This is a genomic window from Fundidesulfovibrio soli, from assembly GCF_022808695.1.
Classification (GTDB): Bacteria; Desulfobacterota; Desulfovibrionia; order Desulfovibrionales; family Desulfovibrionaceae; genus Fundidesulfovibrio; species Fundidesulfovibrio soli.
This window is the reverse complement of the sequence record NZ_JAKZKW010000002.1, coordinates 89,178-105,501: the sequence shown is the minus strand read 5'-3', so window position 1 is coordinate 105,501 and position 16,324 is coordinate 89,178. Positions and strand designations below refer to the sequence as shown.

The following is a 16,324-nucleotide window of genomic DNA, read 5'->3' as shown; positions in this document are numbered from 1 at the left end:
GTTGACGACCCGCCCCACACCACATGACAAAGCCCCCGGACGCCACATGGCGCCCGGGGGCCTTTTCATATGCCAATGATTCGCCCGGCGCTAGGCCCGGGCGAACTTCCTGTACTTGATGCGGTGGGGCTGGTCGGCCTCCTTGCCCAGGCGGGCTTTGCGGTCCGCCTCGTACTCGGAGTAGTTGCCGTCGAACCAGACGGCCTTGCTGTCGCCCTCGAAGGCCAGGATGTGCGTGGCCACGCGGTCAAGGAACCACCTGTCGTGGCTGATGACCAGGGCGCAGCCCGCGAAGTTGACCAGGGCGTCCTCCAGGGCGCGCATGGTGTTCACGTCCAGGTCGTTGGTGGGCTCGTCAAGGAGGATGACGTTGGCGCCGCTCTTGAGCATGCGGGCCAGGAACACCCGGTTGCGCTCGCCGCCGGAGAGCAGGCTGACCTTCTTCTGCTGGTCGGGCCCGGTCATGCCGAAGCGGGCCACGTAGGCGCGGGAGTTCACCTCGCGCCTGCCCAGCATGATGGTGTCCTGGCCTTCGCTGATGGCGTCGAACACGGTCATGTCGTCCTTGAGGGCATCGCGGGACTGGTCCACGTGGGCCAGCACCACAGTCTCGCCGATGGAGAGCTCGCCGCAGTCGGGCTTGTCGACCCCGGTGATCATGCGGAACAGGGTGGACTTGCCCGCGCCGTTGGGGCCGATGATGCCCACGATGGCGCCCGCCGGGATGAGGAACTCAAGCCCGTCCACCAGCAGGTTGTCGCCGAAGGCCTTGCACACGCCCTTGGCCTCGATGACCTTGTTGCCCAGGCGCGGCCCGGCCGGGATGAAGATCTCCAGATCCTTGGCCACCTTGTCGGAGTCCTGCGCGGCCAGGGACTCGTAGGCGCTGATGCGGGCCTTGCTCTTGGCGTGGCGCCCCTTGGGGTTCATCCTGATCCAGTCGAGTTCGCGCTCCAGAGTCTTGCGGCGCTCGTCCTCGGCCTTCTCCTCGTTCTTCAGGCGCTCCTGCTTCTGCTCCAGCCAGGAGGAGTAGTTGCCCTTCCAGGGGATGCCCCGGCCCCGGTCCAGCTCAAGGATCCAGCCCGCCACGTTGTCCAGGAAGTAGCGGTCGTGGGTGACGGCGATGATGGTGCCGGGATAGGTGTGCAGGTGGTGCTCCAGCCAGGCCACGGTCTCGGCGTCCAGGTGGTTGGTGGGCTCGTCCAGCAGCAGGATGTCGGGCTTCTTGAGCAGCAGGCGGCACAGGGCCACGCGGCGCTTCTCGCCGCCGGAGATGACCTTCACCGGGGTGTCGGGCGGGGGGCAGCGCAGGGCGTCCATGGCCATGTCCAGGCGGGAGTCGATGTCCCAGGCGTCCAGGGCGTCGAGCTTCTCCTGCACCTGGCCCTGGCGCTCGATGAGCTTGTCCATGGCGTCGTCGTCCATAGGCTCGGCGAACTGGGCGTTGATCTCCTCGAATTCGCGGACCAGGGCCATGGTCTCGGCCACGCCCTCCTCCACGATCTCGCGCACGGTCTTGGTCTCGTCCAGCATGGGCTCCTGCTCCAGGTAGCCGATGGTGTAGCCGGGGGCCAGCACGGTCTCGCCCTGGAAGTCCTTGTCCACGCCCGCCAGGATCTTCAGGAGCGTGGACTTGCCCGAGCCGTTCATGCCCAGCACGCCGATCTTCGCGCCGTAGAAATAGGACAGGGAAATGTTCTGCAGAATGGGTTTCTTGTCGTGGAACTTGGAAACCTTGATCATCGAGTAGATGATCTTATTCGGTTCGTCAGCCATGTGAACTCCTGAATGTAGTAGCGTCCGCCGAACGTGTCGGCTTGAAATTCGTCTTCCGCGCCGGACTGGTCCGCCGCCCGAACCCTGGCCCCGCGCGCATCGGCTCGCACCGGCCGTGCGCCCAGGCCAGCGGAAACAACCTGTATAATATGGGATTCCAAAGGGCGAAGCCCTTTGGCCGCCGGAGGCTCCTCCAGCGGCGCACTCCGCGCCCCCCTGCACCTACGACATTAACTGAGCACTTTCGAGGTGTTACCAGGATGGCTGGCCGGAGGCGCATCGGGACGGCTACCCTATGGGCAGCGGGGAGGATTGTCAAATACGGTCGGACAACCCGTCGGCACTACAGCAGATGCCCGAAGGCCAGGCGTGCGGCGGCCAGGTCCAGGGAGGCATGCCCCACGCTCTTGTAGAGCACCGGGCCGGGCAGTTCCAGGCGCTCGGTGACGGCCTCCAGCGGGGTGACGTCCTTCCAGTCCACCCCGGCCAGGATCAGGTCTCCGGCCTCGGTGCGGGCTGCGTCCAGGTCGTCCACGAACAGGCGGCAGCGGCGCACCAATCCGCCGGGGACCTCCGCCCTGTCGGCATGGAACGAGCCCACGGCGGCGATGAAGACGTCCTCCCGGACGGCCTCCGGCACCACCGGGATGGGGCTGGTGGTGGCGGCCACGATCAGCGCCGCGCGGGAGGCGGCCTCGCCCGGGTCGGCCACGGCCTCGGCCGGGATGCCCAGTTCCACCAGCCTGTCCGCCATGGCCTCGGCCCTGCCCATCCTGAGGGAGCAGACATGCACCCGCTCCACGCCAGTCCCTTCCGCGCCGAGCCCTTCAGCGAAAGCCAGGGCGTGGGCCATGGCCTGAACGCCCGCGCCCAACACCAGCAGCTCCCCGCCGGGGCGCGGTGCCAGGCGCGTGGCCGCCAGCAGCGAAGCGGCGGCGGTGCGCCGCGCCGTGGCCTCGGGGCCGTCGAGCATGCCCAGGCGGCGGCCCGTCCTGGCGCACATGGCCACCACCTCGCCGTGCAGGAGCGGCAGGCCCTTGTCGGCGTTGCCCGGGTGCAGCGTGACCAACTTGGCCACGGCCATCCGGCCGTCGGAGGCGGGCATGGCCAGCAGCACACCCCCGCCGGGCAGGGGCATGTGCAGCCGTTCGGGCGCGGTCACCCGCCCGGCGGCCTTGGCGGCCAGGACCTCGGCCACGGACCGGGCCAGAGGCGTGAACGGCAGCAGCTCGGCGGTGCGCTCGGCCTCGACGGTCATCATGCGGCCTCCTCCTCGCCGCCCTTGCGGCGCTTGAGCCAGTTCTGGAGCTGGTCCAGGTAGGTGTAGAACACCGGGGTCAGGTAGAGCGTCACCACCTGGGAGATGGCCAGGCCGCCCGCCACGGAGAGGCCCAGGGGCTGGCGGGCCTGCCCGCCCGCGCCGTAGGCCATGGCGATGGGCATGATGCCCGCGATGGCGGCCACGGTGGTCATCATGATGGGCCGGAAGCGGGTGAGGCAGCCCTCGAACACGGCGTCGGTGGGGGTCTTGCCGTGCTTCTCGGCCTCGATGGCGAAGTCGATGACCATGATGGCGTTCTTCTTCACGATGCCGATGAGCATGATGATGCCCACGAAACCGTAGAGGTCCAGCTCGCGCCCGAAGATCATCAGCGCCACCAGCCCGCCCAGTGCCGCGGAGGGCAGGCCGGAGAGGATGGTGATGGGGTGAACGAAGCTCTCATAGAGGACGCCCAGGATGATGTAGATGACCACCACGGCCAGCAGAAGCAGGAAGGGCACGCTGGCGGCCGACTGCTTGAACGCCGTGGCCTGGCCCTCGAAGGTGCGGCTGATGTCCGCCGGGAGCTCCTTGTCCGCCAGCTCGGTGATGGCGTTCACCGCCTGGCCCAGGGAGAAGCCTTCGGCCGTGTTGAAGGAGATGGTCACCGAGGTCAGCTGGCCGGTGTGGTTCACGGTGATGGGGCCAACGCCCTCTTCCAGCGCCACCAGGTTGGCGAGCGGGACGAGCTTGTCCTTGTTCTTGTCCTTGTTGTTCTCGAGGTCTGGCTGCACGTAGAGCTTGGAGAGCAGGCCCGGATCGCGCTGGAACTCGGGGGCCACCTCGATGACAACGCGGTAGGTGTCCGTGGTGGCGTAGATGTTCGAGATCTGGCGCGCCCCGTAGGCCGACCACAGCGCCGTCTCGATAGCCTTGGCCGAGATGCCGAACCCGGCGGCCTTGTCGCGGTCGATGCGCAGGAGCACCTGGGGGCCGTCGATCTGCATGTCGGAGTTCACGTCGCGAAGCTCGGGCAGGGTGCGCATCCTCTCCTCGAACTGGCGGGCGGCCGCGTAGAGCTTGTCCACCTCCGGGGAGAGCAGCGTGAACTGGTAGAGCGCGCGCGTGGAGCGCCCGCCGATCTGGATGGCGGGCGGGTTGAACATGAACAGCCGCAGGTCCTTGATGGAGGCCAGCTTGGCGCGCAGGGTGTTCAGCACGCTGTTGATGTCCTCCTTGCGCTCGTGGGCGGGCTTGACCAGCGTGAAGAAGGCCGCGTTGTTCATGGAGGTGTTGGGGCCGCCCACGCCCACGATGCCCACCATCTTGCGCACGTTCTCGTCGGCGGAGACGATCTCGGCCACGCGCAGGATGCGCTCCTTCATGGAGTCGAAGGAGGCGCTCTGCTCGGCCATGGCGTAGCCGTAGATGAAGCCCGCGTCCGTGGTGGGGATGAAGCCCGTGGGCACCTTGGTGAACATCCAGCCCGTGAGCGCCAGGATGCCGAAGCTGGCCATGAGGGTGGCGAAGCGGTGGCGCAGGACGAAGCGCAGGGAGACCTCGTACCCGCGCTCCATGGCCGCGAAGAGCTTGCCCGAATGCCCCACCGTGCCCTGGCGCAGGAACTGGCTGCACAGCATGGGCGTGAAGGAGAGCGTGACGAAGCCCGAGACGATGATGGCGATGGTGATGGTCACCGCCAGTTCGTTGAGGATGCGCCCCAGGATGCCCGCCATGAACATGACCGGGATGAACACCACTGCCAGGGAGAGCGTCATGGACACGATGGTGAAGCCGATCTGGCGCGCGCCGTCCAGGGCCGCCTGCATGGGCGGCTTGCCCATCTCCATGTGGCGCACGATGTTCTCGAGCATGACGATGGCGTCGTCCACGATGAAGCCCACCGCCAGGGTGAGCGCCATGAGCGAGAGGTTGTCCAGCGAGAAGCCCATCTGCTTCATGATGGCGAACGTGCCGATGATGGCCGCCGGGATGGCCAGGCTTGCGATGACCGTGGCGCGCGCGTTCTTGAGGAACATGAAGACCACCACGACCACCAGGGCGATGGACAGGGCCATGGTGAACTTCACGTCCTGCACGGACTCGCGGATGGTGTCCGAGCGGTCGTACATGACCTCGAACTCGACGGACTGCGGCAGCGTGGCCTTGATGGCGGGCAGCAGGGCCTTGATGTCGTCCACCACGCGGATGGTGTTGGTGCCGGGCTGGCGGCGCACGGCGATGGTGAGCGAGGGCGTGGTGTTGTGGTAGGAGGCGTTCTTGTCGTTGATGGTGGAGTCCACCGCGGTGCCCACGTCGGACAGGCGTATGGGTTTCTCCCCCCTCCAGGCGATGATCTGGTTGATGTACTGCCGGGCGTTCATGAGCATGCCCTTGGCCTTGATGGTGAAGAGCTTCACCTGGCCGTAGAGCGAGCCCGTGGGCAGGTTCACGTTCTCCGCAACGAAAGCGTCCGCCACCTGGTTGATGGAGAGGTTGTAGGCGGCCAGCTTGTCGGGGTCCACCTGGATGCGCGGGGAGTAGGTCTGGTCGCCGTAGATGGCCACCTGGGCCACGCCGGAGATCATGGAGATGCGCTGGGACACGAAGGTCTTGGCGTAGTCCGTGAGCTTGTACAGCGGCAGCGTGGAGGAGCGCATGCCTATGTAGAGGATGGGCGTGTCCGCCGGGTTGACCTTCTGGTAGGTGGGCGGGTTGGGCAGGTTGGATGGCAGGTAGCCGCTGGCCGCCGAGATGGCGGTCTGCACGTCGGAGCCTGCGCCGTCAATGTTGCGGCTCAGCTCGAACTGCAAAATGATGGTGGTCTGCCCCAGGGTGTTCACCGAGTTCATGGACGTGATGCCCGCGATGGTGGCGAACTGCTTCTCAAGGGGTGTGGCCACGGAGGAGGCCATGGTTTCGGGGTCCGCGCCGGGCAGGCTGGCCACCACCTGGATGGTGGGGAAGTCGATGGCCGGCATCTCGGAGACGGGCAGCGCGTCGTAGGCGGTGAGGCCCAGGAACAGCAGGCCGAAGGTGATGAGCGCCGTGGCTATGGGGCGCTTGATGAAAATGTCGGTCATTGCGGGGCTCCGGCTCCCTGGACGGTCACGGCTCCGCCGGGGGCCACGCGGATGACCCCGTCAGAGATGATGGTCTCGCCCGGGGCGACGCCCGAGAGGATCACGACCTCCCTGCGCCCGACCATCCTGCCGGTTGTCACCTTGCGCAGCTCCGCCGTGGACTTCTCGGAGACCACGAACACGAAGGAGCCGTCCTGGCGGGTCATCACCGCGTCGGAGGGGATCACGGTGCGGTCCTTCTCCACGGTGAGCACGGCCTGCACGTTGACGAACTGGCCCGGCCAGAGCGTGAGCTCCTTGTTGTCGAACTGGGCCTGGAGCATGATCATGCCGGTCTGCACGTCCACGGCGTTGTCGATGGCCGTGAGCACGCCGCGCTCCTTGATGTCGTTCTCCTCCTTGGGCACGCGGGCCGTCACGGGGACGGCCTCCTTGCCGAACCAGGAGCGCACCAGGGGCAGGTCGGCCTCGTTGACGGAGAAGCGCACCAGCACGGGCTGCACCTGGTTGATGGTGGCGATGGCCGTGGTGTTGGCGTTGACGACGTTGCCGGGCTTCACGTTCTGGTAACCCGCGGCGCCCGACACCGGGGAGGTGATGCGGCAATAGGCCAGGTTGATGCGCGCGGTCTCCAGCGCCCCCTGGTCGGAGCGGACCTGCTGCCAGCTGGATTCGAACTCGGTGCGCTTCTGCTCGTAGTCGTCGCGGCTGACGACCTCCTTCTGCACCAGGTCCTTGTAGCGCAGGTGGTCGCGACCGGCCTGTTCCGCCCTGGTCCAGTCGCGCTTGAGCGCGCCCAGGGCTTCGGCCACCTTGGCCTCGAAGGGCTTGGGGTCGATGACCGCGAGCAGATCCCCCTCGCGGACGATGGCCCCTTCCTTGAATTCGACCGATTTGAGCAGGCCCGTGACCTGCGGCGTCACCGTGACGGTGCGCATCGCCACCACATGGCCGATTCCGTTGACAACCACGGGCGCGTCCTTGACCTGGGCCTTGACCACGCCCACGGGCACGGGTCTGGCCTGGGGCGGCTCGGCCTTCTTCTGGCAGGCGGAGCAGACGGCGACAAACAACAGCAGCAGCGCGGACAGTCTCATTTTCACCTGGAAATCCCCAGAGCAGCGATTTCAGCGCGAACTAACCGTTTTGCCACCGCACGTCCAGCAAACCTCAAAGGACACGAAGCGTTTCACCCAGAGAACTGAGCCCTTGTGCTCACGCGCGGGCCACGGTAAGGCAGCACCGAAGCGCGCCGCAGTTCAGGCGCATCACTCCAACCACATCGGCAGCTATGGGCAAGTTCATATCTTTTCTCTTGTTGATCATCCTCGCGGGCGCTGGCGTCGGCGCGTACTACTTCACCAGGGACATGGCCGCGCCGGTGGTGGAGCTCACCCCGGACAGGCCCGCAACGGGCAGCAAGCGGGAGTTCTCCGTCACCGCCAAGGACGACGGCTCCGGCGTCCGCACCCTGAAGGTCTCCGTTCTGCAAGGCCAGAAGGAGACCACCATCATCCAGAAGACCTACGAGCCCGCCCCCAAGTCCATCCAGGAGAAGTTCACCCTGGAGCAGGCCGGGCTGCGCGAAGGCCAGTTCGACATCGTGGTCGTGGTCTCGGACAAGTCCGTGTTCAACTTCGGCGCGGGCAACACCACGCGCATCAACAGGACCATGAACCTCGACAACCGCGCCCCGGTGATCAACGTGCTCTCCCAGGCGCACATCATCAAGCAGGGCGGCGCCTGCGGCGTGGTCTACCAGGTCAACAAGGACGTGGAGCGCTCCGGCGTCATGGTCGGCGACCTCTTCTTCCCCGGCTACAAGCTCGACTCCGGCAACTACGCCTGCATCTTCGTCTTCCCCTGGAACATGGACTTCGCCCGCTTCCAGCCCCGCCTCTTCGCGGAGGATTCGGCCGGAAACGAGCGCAGCATATCCTTCAGGGTCCAGGCCCGGGCCACCAAGTTCAAGCACGACAACTTGAACGTGGGCGACGAGTTCCTCCAAGCCAAGATGCCCCAGTTCGAGAACATCTACCCCGAAATCAAGGACCCGGTGGCCCTGTACGTGAAGGTCAACCGGGACGTCCGGCGTGAGAACGTGGCCAAGCTCTTCGAGTTCGCCGCCAAGACCTCGCCCAAAATGCTCTGGGAAGGCGCCTTCCTGCGCCTGCCCAACGCCGCGCCCAGGGCGGGCTTCGGCGACGGCCGCTCCTACTTCTACAAGAACCAGAAGATCGACGAGGAGACCCACCTCGGCGTGGACCTGGCCTCCCTGGAGAACGCCCAGGTGCCCGCCTCCAACAGCGGGCGGGTTGTCTTCACCGGATTCTTCGGCATCTACGGCAACGCCGTCGTGGTGGACCACGGCTGGGGCCTGCAGACCATCTACTCGCACCTGAGCCAGATACGCGTGAAGGAAGGCGACGAGGTGAGGAAAGGAGACATCCTCGGCAACACGGGCGCCACGGGCCTTGCCGCGGGGGACCATCTGCACTTCGGCATCATCCTGCACGGCATCGAGGTGCAGCCCATCGAATGGTGGGACCCCCACTGGATCAAAGACAACATAACAGGCAAGTTCCAATAGACCTTCCACTTTTCCGGCGCACGCGGCCGGCTTCTGATGAGCCGCCGCGTGCGTCCGCATGCAGACCCCACGCATTGAGACTGCATTCCGGGCAGCCGCATCCTTCCGCAAATGAGAACCCCTGCCCCTCAGGTGCGGCCGCACAGAGGCCACTTTACCGTTGACAGCCAAGACACCGGGAAGTAACTGAGCGGAGATAGAATATTCGTTACACTAGCATACGACCCCGTCCGGCATGGATCTCGCGCCGTGCACGGCGTCCTTAGCCATACAGGAGTCACTCATGACTTTGGGTTCACGCGCAGGTTCCACCCTCGCCCGGGCGTTGTTCGCCGTGGCGCTCACGCTGCTGGCGGCATCCGGCGCCCTGGCCCAGACTATGGCACAGACCCCGGAGCAGCCCCTGCCCGGAGGCCCGCCGATAGGCAAGCCGACCATGACCAAGCCGCTGCCCGGCTCCGAGCCTGTCCAGCCCGCCCCCCAGCAGGCCGAACCGGCGGCGCAGACGGCCATCCAGCCCATGCAGAAGACGCCGCCCATCCCCGGCGCCAAGGTGCCCACGCCCCTGAACGAGGCCACGCTCCCCAGCAACGAGACCATGGTCACGCTGAACTTCGACAGCGTGGATATCCGCTCCTTCATTAAGTATATCAGCCAGATATCCGGCAGGAACTTCGTCATAGACGACGCGGTGAAGGGCAACGTCTCCGTCGTGTCGCCCCAGGCCATCTCCGTGAAGGACGCCTACAAGGTCTTCGAGTCCGTGCTGGAGGTCAACGGCTACACCACGCTGCCGTCGGGCAAGTACACCAAGATCGTGCCCTCCAAGACCAGCCGCACCCGCAGCATGGAGACCGTGGAGAACGGCAGGGAGGTCAACGGCCAGGCCGACGACCGCATGGTCACACAGGTGATCGCCCTGCGCTACATCCGCTCTCCCGAGGTCCGCAAGGTGCTGACCCCCATGGTCTCCACCGACGGCCTCATCGCCGACTACCCCGAGACCAACACCCTGGTCGTCACGGATTTCAAGCCCAACATCAACCGCCTGATCTCCATCATCTCCCAGATCGACGTGCCCGGGGCCAAATCAGGCCTGTCGCTTGTGTCGCTCAAGTACGCCCAGGCCTCCAAGGTGGCCCAGAAGATCGACAAGCTCATGGCCCAGGAGCCCAAGAAGGAGGGTGGCGGCGCGCGCGTGGCCATCGTGCCCGACGAGCGCACCAACGCCCTGCTGGTGCTTGCCGAGCCGGACTACCTGGCCCAGGTGAAGTCCCTGGTGGCCAAGCTGGATGTGCCCAACGTCAAGAGCCAGGGCAACTTCCGGGTCTACCACCTGCAGCACGCCGACGCCGAGAACCTGAGCAAGGTGCTCACCGACCTCTTGAGCAAGGGCGGCTCCGCCGGCACGACCGAGGGCGGCAAGCCCGCCCCCATCGTCTCCGACACGGTGCGCTTCGTGGCCGACAAGTCCACCAACAGCCTGCTCATCACCGCCGATCAGGAGGACTTCCCCTTCATCAACGACGTGCTAGGCAAGCTCGACATCCCCCGCAAGCAGGTCTACGTGGAGGCCCTCATCATGGAGGTCTCCACCGACAAGGCCTTCAGCTTCGGCGTGGACGTCAACGTGGCCAACAGGCAGGCCGGGCTGGGCGACTCCAGCAAGGGCGGCCTGATTTTCGGCTCCTCCAACCCGTCAGGGTACCAGTCGGTCTACAACGCCTCGGGCTCGCTCATCCCGCCCGCGGGCCTGGCCCTTGGCGCGGTGGCCTTCCCGGTGAAGGTCGGCGAGGTGATCTACTCCAACCTGCAGGTGCTGGTAAACGCGGCCAAGACCGACAACAGCTTCAACATCATCTCCACGCCGCAGCTCATGACCCTCGACAACGAGGAGGCCACCATCACCGTGGCCGAGAACCGCCCGTTCCTCACCGCGCAGGACGTGGGCCAGAGCACCACCGACAAGACCTACCAGCGCTTCGACTACAAGGACGTGGGCACCACTCTGAAGGTGACCCCGCAGATCAACGAAGGCAACACCATCAAGCTCAAGATCAAGCAGGAGACCAGCCGCGTCGACGAGACCGTCACGCAGCAGACCGGCACCCTCCAGCCCACCACGCGCAAGCGCCTCACCGAGACCACCGTCCTGATTAAGGACGGCCAGACCATCGTTCTCTCGGGCCTCATCGGCAAGAGCCGCAGCGAGGGCCACAGCAAGGTGCCCGGCCTGGGCGACATCCCCATCCTGGGCAATCTGTTCAAGAAGCGCTCCGAGGACGACCTCAAGACCAACCTCTTCGTGTTCATCACCCCGCGCATCGCCAGCACCGTGGAGATCAACTCGGAAATCCTGCGGGACAAGCGCGCCAACATCGACAGCGTGATCCACCTCACCCAGTCGTCCATGCCGCCCATTCCCAAGGCCCCGGTGATGTTCGGCCCCATCGGGAAGGACCGCTAGTCCAAGGCCATGAGCGTTCTGGATCAGGCCCTGCGCAAGGCCCTCGCCGGCCTCAAGGACAAGCTCCGCATGGAGGAGCTGAAGGCATCCGTGCTCGGGCGTTTTCGGTCCCGCGACGCCGGGCCGGAGGCAACCTCGGAGGCCCCCGGCGACACCGCGCAGGAAGCCTTGCCCGAGGCTCCCCACGGCGCTCCTCCCCCGGCCTGGGCGGCCGAACTCTCCGGCAGGCTTGGCGTCACCTGGCCGGACCTTCGCATCCATCTGGCCGAATACTTCCGCACCGGCGGCCCCCTGGTGCCCCTTCTTGCCGGGGTGGCCAAGCGCGACGAGGCCGAGACCGCCAGGGCGCTGGCGGAAGTGCTCGGGCTTGAATTCCGCAGCGCCCCCGTCTTCGAGCCCCAGGACGTGGAGCGCCTGCGCCGCACCCCCCTGGCCTACCTCAAGAACCAGCTCGTGGCCCCGGCCGGCCCCGTGGAGAACCTGCTGCTCTACACCGCCGACCCGCTGCGCACCGAGCTCCACGGCGACATGGCCCGCATGTTCGGCGCACTGGCCGTGCATCCGGTGGTGGTGCCCGCCCAGGCCCTGATCGACGCGCTCAACAACGTGTTCGGCCAGGCCGAGGAAGACGCCCTGCCCATGATGGACGACTCCAGCCTGGACGACTTCTCGGCCCCGCCGCCGGAGAGCCTCTCCACCGCCGACCTCCTGGACGAAACCAGCAACTCCCCCGTGATCAAGCTGGTGAACCTGCTGCTCACCCAGGCCGTGAAGGATCTCTGCAGCGACATCCACCTGGAGCCCTACTCGAACAGCTTCAAGATACGCTTCCGCCTGGACGGCGTGCTCTACGACTTCAAGGTCCTGGACAAGCGCTGGCACGCGCCCGTGGTCTCCCACGTGAAGATCCGCTCCAAACTCGACATCGCCGAAAAGCGCCTGCCCCAGGACGGCAGCTTCGACGTGCGCCTGGGCAACCGCAACGTGGACATCCGCGTCTCGGTGTTCCCCACCAAGTTCGGTGAACGCGTGGTCATGCGCCTGCTGGAGAAGAACTCCCGAGTGCTCTCGCTTGAGGAGTTGGGGCTTTCATCCAGGCATTTCGGCATCTTCAAGGAGCTGGTCAAGCTGCCGCACGGCATCATCCTGGTCTCCGGCCCAACCGGCAGCGGCAAGTCCACCACTCTGTACGCGGCCATGAACGAGATCCGGTCCTCCGACAAGAACATCCTGACCATCGAGGACCCCGTCGAATACCAATTGGACGGCGTGGGCCAGATGCAGGTGAACACCAAGATCGACCTGACCTTCGCCAGCGGGCTGCGCTCCATCCTGCGCCAGGACCCCGACGTCATCCTGGTGGGCGAAATCCGCGACCGGGAGACGGCCCAGATCGCCTGTCAGGCCGCCCTCACGGGCCACCTGGTGTTCTCCACCCTGCACACCAACGACGCGGCGGGCTCCGTGACCCGGCTCATCGATTTCGGCATCGAGTCCTTCCTGGTGTGCTCCACCATGCGCGCGGTCATGGCCCAGCGCCTGGTGCGCAAGCTCTGCCCCCACTGCCGGGAGGCCTTCATCCCCACGCCGGAGCAGCTTCTGCGCCTGGGAAGCTCCGGCGATTCCCTCCAGGGGCGCGAGATATTCCGCCACACGGGCTGCAAGAACTGCATGAACACCGGGTTCAGGGGCCGGACATCCATCCACGAACTGCTGGTGATGAACGAGGAACTGGCCGAAACCGTGATGCACACCTCCGAGGCGGGAAAGATCCGCCAGGTGGCCATCAACCACGGCATGCTCACCCTGCGCCAGGACGGCATCGAGAAGGTCCTGGCCGGAGTCACGACCATCGAGGAAGTCGTCAAGGCAACTGTCGTATAACTCCTGATCAGACCAAACGAAGGAAGGGACGGATGATTCTGCTCCGGGCGTTCCTGGCCGTGTTCTCCGCCGCCGTGATGTCTTGCGGTATAACCTCCAACACCCAGGCCGCCTGGAAAGCCGTCTCCCCCCCGGGGTACTCGGGCTCCACCTTCACCGGCATCTGGCAGCCCCAGCCGGGCCTGCGCTTTATTTCCTCCAGCAACGGCGTGATCATCCAGAACAACGGGACCAAGTGGACCGCGCTCCAGTCTCCCACGAATCAGAACCTCACGGGCGTCTGGGGCCAGGTCTACCAGAACAACGGCACCTCCGCCGCCAAGGTGAACCTCTACGCCGTGGGCAGCCAGGGGGCCATGCTGCACTACAACGCCTCGGGCTGGCAGTGGCAGAACAACGCCACCGTCCTCAAGCTCAACTCCGTCTGGGGCCCAGCCAACCAGTCTCCGCCCGGTCCCGCCGTGGTGGCTGCCGGGCAGGACGGCATCTTCGTCAACAACCTGATGGGGCAGAACAACTGGCATCAGGTTTTCGACATCAATGGGGTCAACTTCCAAGGTCTCAGCGGCAACTCCCCACAGAACGTGCTGGCCGGCTCCGGCGGCGGCATCCTCTGGTCCGGCAGCGGCAATCAACTGGGCTCCTGGGTTCCGTTCTTCACCAATGGCAATCAGGATATCACCGCCATCTGGAACGATGACACGGGGGCGTACTACGCAGTGGGCAGCAGCGGCTTGGTGCTGCACGGCAACGGCTCCACCTGGCAGAACATGAGCACGCCCACCAACAGGACCCTGCGCGCCGTCTGGGGCACCAGCGCCAGCAACGTCTACGCCGTGGGCGACCAGGGCACCATCCTGCGCTTCAACGGCACCGCCTGGAATCTGGAGACCAGCAACACCACGCAGGACCTGCTGGCCGTGTGCGGCAGCTCCGCCAGCGACGTGACCGTGGTGGGCGCCAGCGGCACCGTGCTCAACAACGGCAACGCCCTGAACCACGCCACCCTCAGCGCCGCCCTGGCCATTCTGCTGGGTCAATAGGCTTCTCTTGGACCGCTCCGCCGGAAGGCGCGCCCTTCCGGCGGCGGCGGCCATCCTCCTGGGCCTGGCGGCCCGCTTCTCCGAGCTTCCTTCCTGGGACGAGCCCTGGCTCACGATGGGCGGCCTGCCCCTGCTGCCCAGCTTCGACGCCTACGGCTGGCTGGCCGGGGCCGCCTGCGTGGGCCGCCTTGCCGGGGAGCCGCTCTCCGTTCTCTTGGCCGCCCTCCACCGGCTGACCAGCCTGCCCCTGGAAACCCTGGGCTTCTGGCTGCCCGCCCTGCTGGCCCCCCTGGCTGCCTGGCCCGTGGCCCGGCTCTGCCGCCTGGCAGGGGCACAGGAAGCCTCACTGGCGGCCGGTGCGGCAACGGTGCTGGCCCCGGCCTATCTGTACCGCACCCGTCTGGGCTTCTGCGACACGGACATGCTCGTGCTTCCCCTGCTCTGCGCCTGCGCATGGGCCTTGGGAACCTGGGCACTGCGCTTGGGGCAAGAGCGGGCCGACGGCCCGGACCAGCACAGACGCGCCCCCGGTTGCCTGCCACCGGCCGTGGCCGCCGGATTCCTGCTCTGGCTCGTCTGCACGGTGTACCCCAGCGGCAGGCCCGTGGCGTCGGCCATGGCCGGAGCCGCTCTGGCGGCCGCCGCACTGGCGGGGCGGTGCGCGTTCAGGAGCGCCCTGCCCGGTGCGATCCTCTTCGCCCTGACCTTGGGCGCGGGGTTCTGGGGCTTCACGACCGCCGCGGCGGCATGCACCGCATGGGCGGCCATCCCGGAGCGAATGCGCCCGCACGGCAGACTCCGCGCAGTCCTGCTGGTCCTGGCCGGATGCGCCTTGGCGGCGGTCCTGGTTTATGCGGTCCCGGCCATGTGGGAGAAGGCCCGGGCCATGCTCGTCTTTTTCGCCAAGCTGCCCGCGCCGACCACCATGCCCGGGCAGACGCCCCTGCCCGGAGCCTCCCCCAGCCTGCTGGAGGCCCAGAGCCCCGACTTGCCGGAGACCCTGCGCCAGGCGGGGTTCCACTGGATTTTGGCCGCGCTGGCTGCCCCGGGTTATCTGTGGGCCCTGCTCCGCGCGCCCGTCCTGCTGCCCACGCTGCCCCTTGCGCTGCTGGCGGCCTCCTCGCCCTGGCTGGGCATCCGCTTCGCCATGTACGGCGGCCCCGTGCTGGGCCTTGGGCTTGCGATGGGCGGCGCGCTGCTGGCCAGGGCAACCCGGCTGGGCTTCTGGGCGGAAAGGGGCGTACAGGCGGCGGTGCTCGCCGTGCTGGTCATCCTGGCGGCCAAGGACGCGGCAACCCTCACCCCCCTGCCCGTGCTGAGCCCCCGGCACGCCCAGGCGCTAGCGCACCTGCGGGGCCTGGCCCGCCCAGGCGCCCAGGTCTGGACCTGGTGGGACTACGGCTACGCGGCGCAGCACCTCGCGGGGCTGCGCACCTTCGCCGATCCGGGCAACAACGGCGGCGAAGTGCTCTTCCTGCAATCCGTGGCCCTGGCCGCCGCAAACGACGCCAGGAGCGCCCAGGCCATGCTGCTGGCGGCCCGCACGCAGGCGGCGGGCACATCCCCCGCGCCATGCCCACGCTGGTGCGCTCCATTCGGTTTGGCCTGCGTCCCGGCGAATCCCGAACATTTCTTCCCCCTGGCCGGGAAGGACCTCCCCGCGTCCCGCACCGTGCTGGAATCCCTGGACGCTCCCCTTCCGCCCGGCCTCCTCGGAGCAGGCAAACCGGAGCAGTACCTCGTGGTCTCCTGGGAGGCCCTGCGAACCGCGCGCTGGCCCCTGGCCTTCGCCTCCTGGGACCCGCAGGCCCCGCAGCCCGAGCCCGGTCCGTTCCCCTTCGTGGCCTTGAAGCCCAAGAGCATCGACCTGGACAACGGCGTGCTCGAACTCGAGGAGGGCGTCTTTCCCCTGAATGGCATTCTCATCCGCAACGCATCGGGCAAGGGCGCGTCGCGCGCCTGGAGCCGGCCCGGGGCGGCGTTCGCCGCGCTGAACCTGGGCAACCAGGAGCTGATCGTCATGGACCAGCGGGCCAGGGAGAGCGCGGCCGCACGCCTGCTGCTGGACGAACCGCCCGGCCCGGATTCGCCCTTCGAACTGGTGGAGGACGGCGCGCCCTGGGTGCGCGTCTACAGGCTGCGCGGACAGCTCGGCGAAACCATTGACATTCCTCCCGAGCCGACGGAACATGCGCCCTGATCCAGCAACCCTCATCCGCA

At 66.8% G+C, this 16,324-nt stretch carries 9 protein-coding genes; 5 read left to right on the top strand and 4 right to left on the bottom strand.

The genetic code is table 11. The annotated features are described in order from the left end of the window. Positions 1 to 90 precede the first annotated feature (90 nt). From ettA to MLE18_RS04270, 4 genes are all read right to left on the bottom strand, one after another. Positions 91 to 1,776, bottom strand: a complete 1,686-nt coding sequence (ettA, locus tag MLE18_RS04285) for an energy-dependent translational throttle protein EttA (protein ID WP_243367630.1) — start codon at positions 1,774 to 1,776, stop codon at positions 91 to 93. A gap of 343 nt (positions 1,777 to 2,119) precedes the next feature. Then, positions 2,120 to 3,037 (bottom strand): delta(1)-pyrroline-2-carboxylate reductase family protein, encoded by a 918-nt coding sequence (locus MLE18_RS04280; RefSeq protein ID WP_243367628.1) that lies wholly within the window; start codon positions 3,035 to 3,037, stop codon positions 2,120 to 2,122. Next, positions 3,034 to 6,120 carry an efflux RND transporter permease subunit gene (locus MLE18_RS04275; RefSeq protein ID WP_243367626.1) on the bottom strand — a complete coding sequence of 1,029 codons (3,087 nt, stop codon included), beginning with the start codon at positions 6,118 to 6,120 and terminating at the stop codon, positions 3,034 to 3,036. The genes MLE18_RS04280 and MLE18_RS04275 overlap by 4 nt, the downstream gene beginning before the upstream one ends. After that, positions 6,117 to 7,217, bottom strand: a complete 1,101-nt coding sequence (locus MLE18_RS04270) for an efflux RND transporter periplasmic adaptor subunit (RefSeq protein WP_243368000.1) — start codon at positions 7,215 to 7,217, stop codon at positions 6,117 to 6,119. The genes MLE18_RS04275 and MLE18_RS04270 overlap by 4 nt, the downstream gene beginning before the upstream one ends. Before the next feature lie 194 nt (positions 7,218 to 7,411). On the opposite strand from MLE18_RS04270, the gene MLE18_RS04265 reads away from it, so the two are divergent. The 5 genes from MLE18_RS04265 (at position 7,412) to MLE18_RS04245 (ending at position 16,304) form a co-directional block, all read left to right on the top strand. After that, positions 7,412 to 8,710: a M23 family metallopeptidase gene (locus MLE18_RS04265; protein WP_243367624.1), complete on the top strand. Its 1,299-nt coding sequence runs from the start codon at positions 7,412 to 7,414 to the stop codon at positions 8,708 to 8,710. Positions 8,711 to 8,993: 283 nt separating this feature from the next. Next, positions 8,994 to 11,177, top strand: a complete 2,184-nt coding sequence (gene gspD, locus MLE18_RS04260; RefSeq protein WP_243367622.1) for a type II secretion system secretin GspD — start codon at positions 8,994 to 8,996, stop codon at positions 11,175 to 11,177. A gap of 9 nt (positions 11,178 to 11,186) precedes the next feature. Next, positions 11,187 to 13,061 (top strand): GspE/PulE family protein, encoded by a 1,875-nt coding sequence (locus MLE18_RS04255; RefSeq protein ID WP_243367620.1) that lies wholly within the window; start codon positions 11,187 to 11,189, stop codon positions 13,059 to 13,061. 32 nt (positions 13,062 to 13,093) lie between these two features. Next, positions 13,094 to 14,104 carry a WD40/YVTN/BNR-like repeat-containing protein gene (locus MLE18_RS04250; protein ID WP_243367618.1) on the top strand — a complete coding sequence of 337 codons (1,011 nt, stop codon included), beginning with the start codon at positions 13,094 to 13,096 and terminating at the stop codon, positions 14,102 to 14,104. A 7-nt stretch (positions 14,105 to 14,111) separates the two neighbouring features. Beyond that, the gene (locus MLE18_RS04245; protein WP_243367616.1) at positions 14,112 to 16,304 is read left to right on the top strand and encodes an STT3 domain-containing protein; all 2,193 of its coding nucleotides are present in this window, start codon (positions 14,112 to 14,114) and stop codon (positions 16,302 to 16,304) included. Positions 16,305 to 16,324 lie beyond the last annotated feature (20 nt).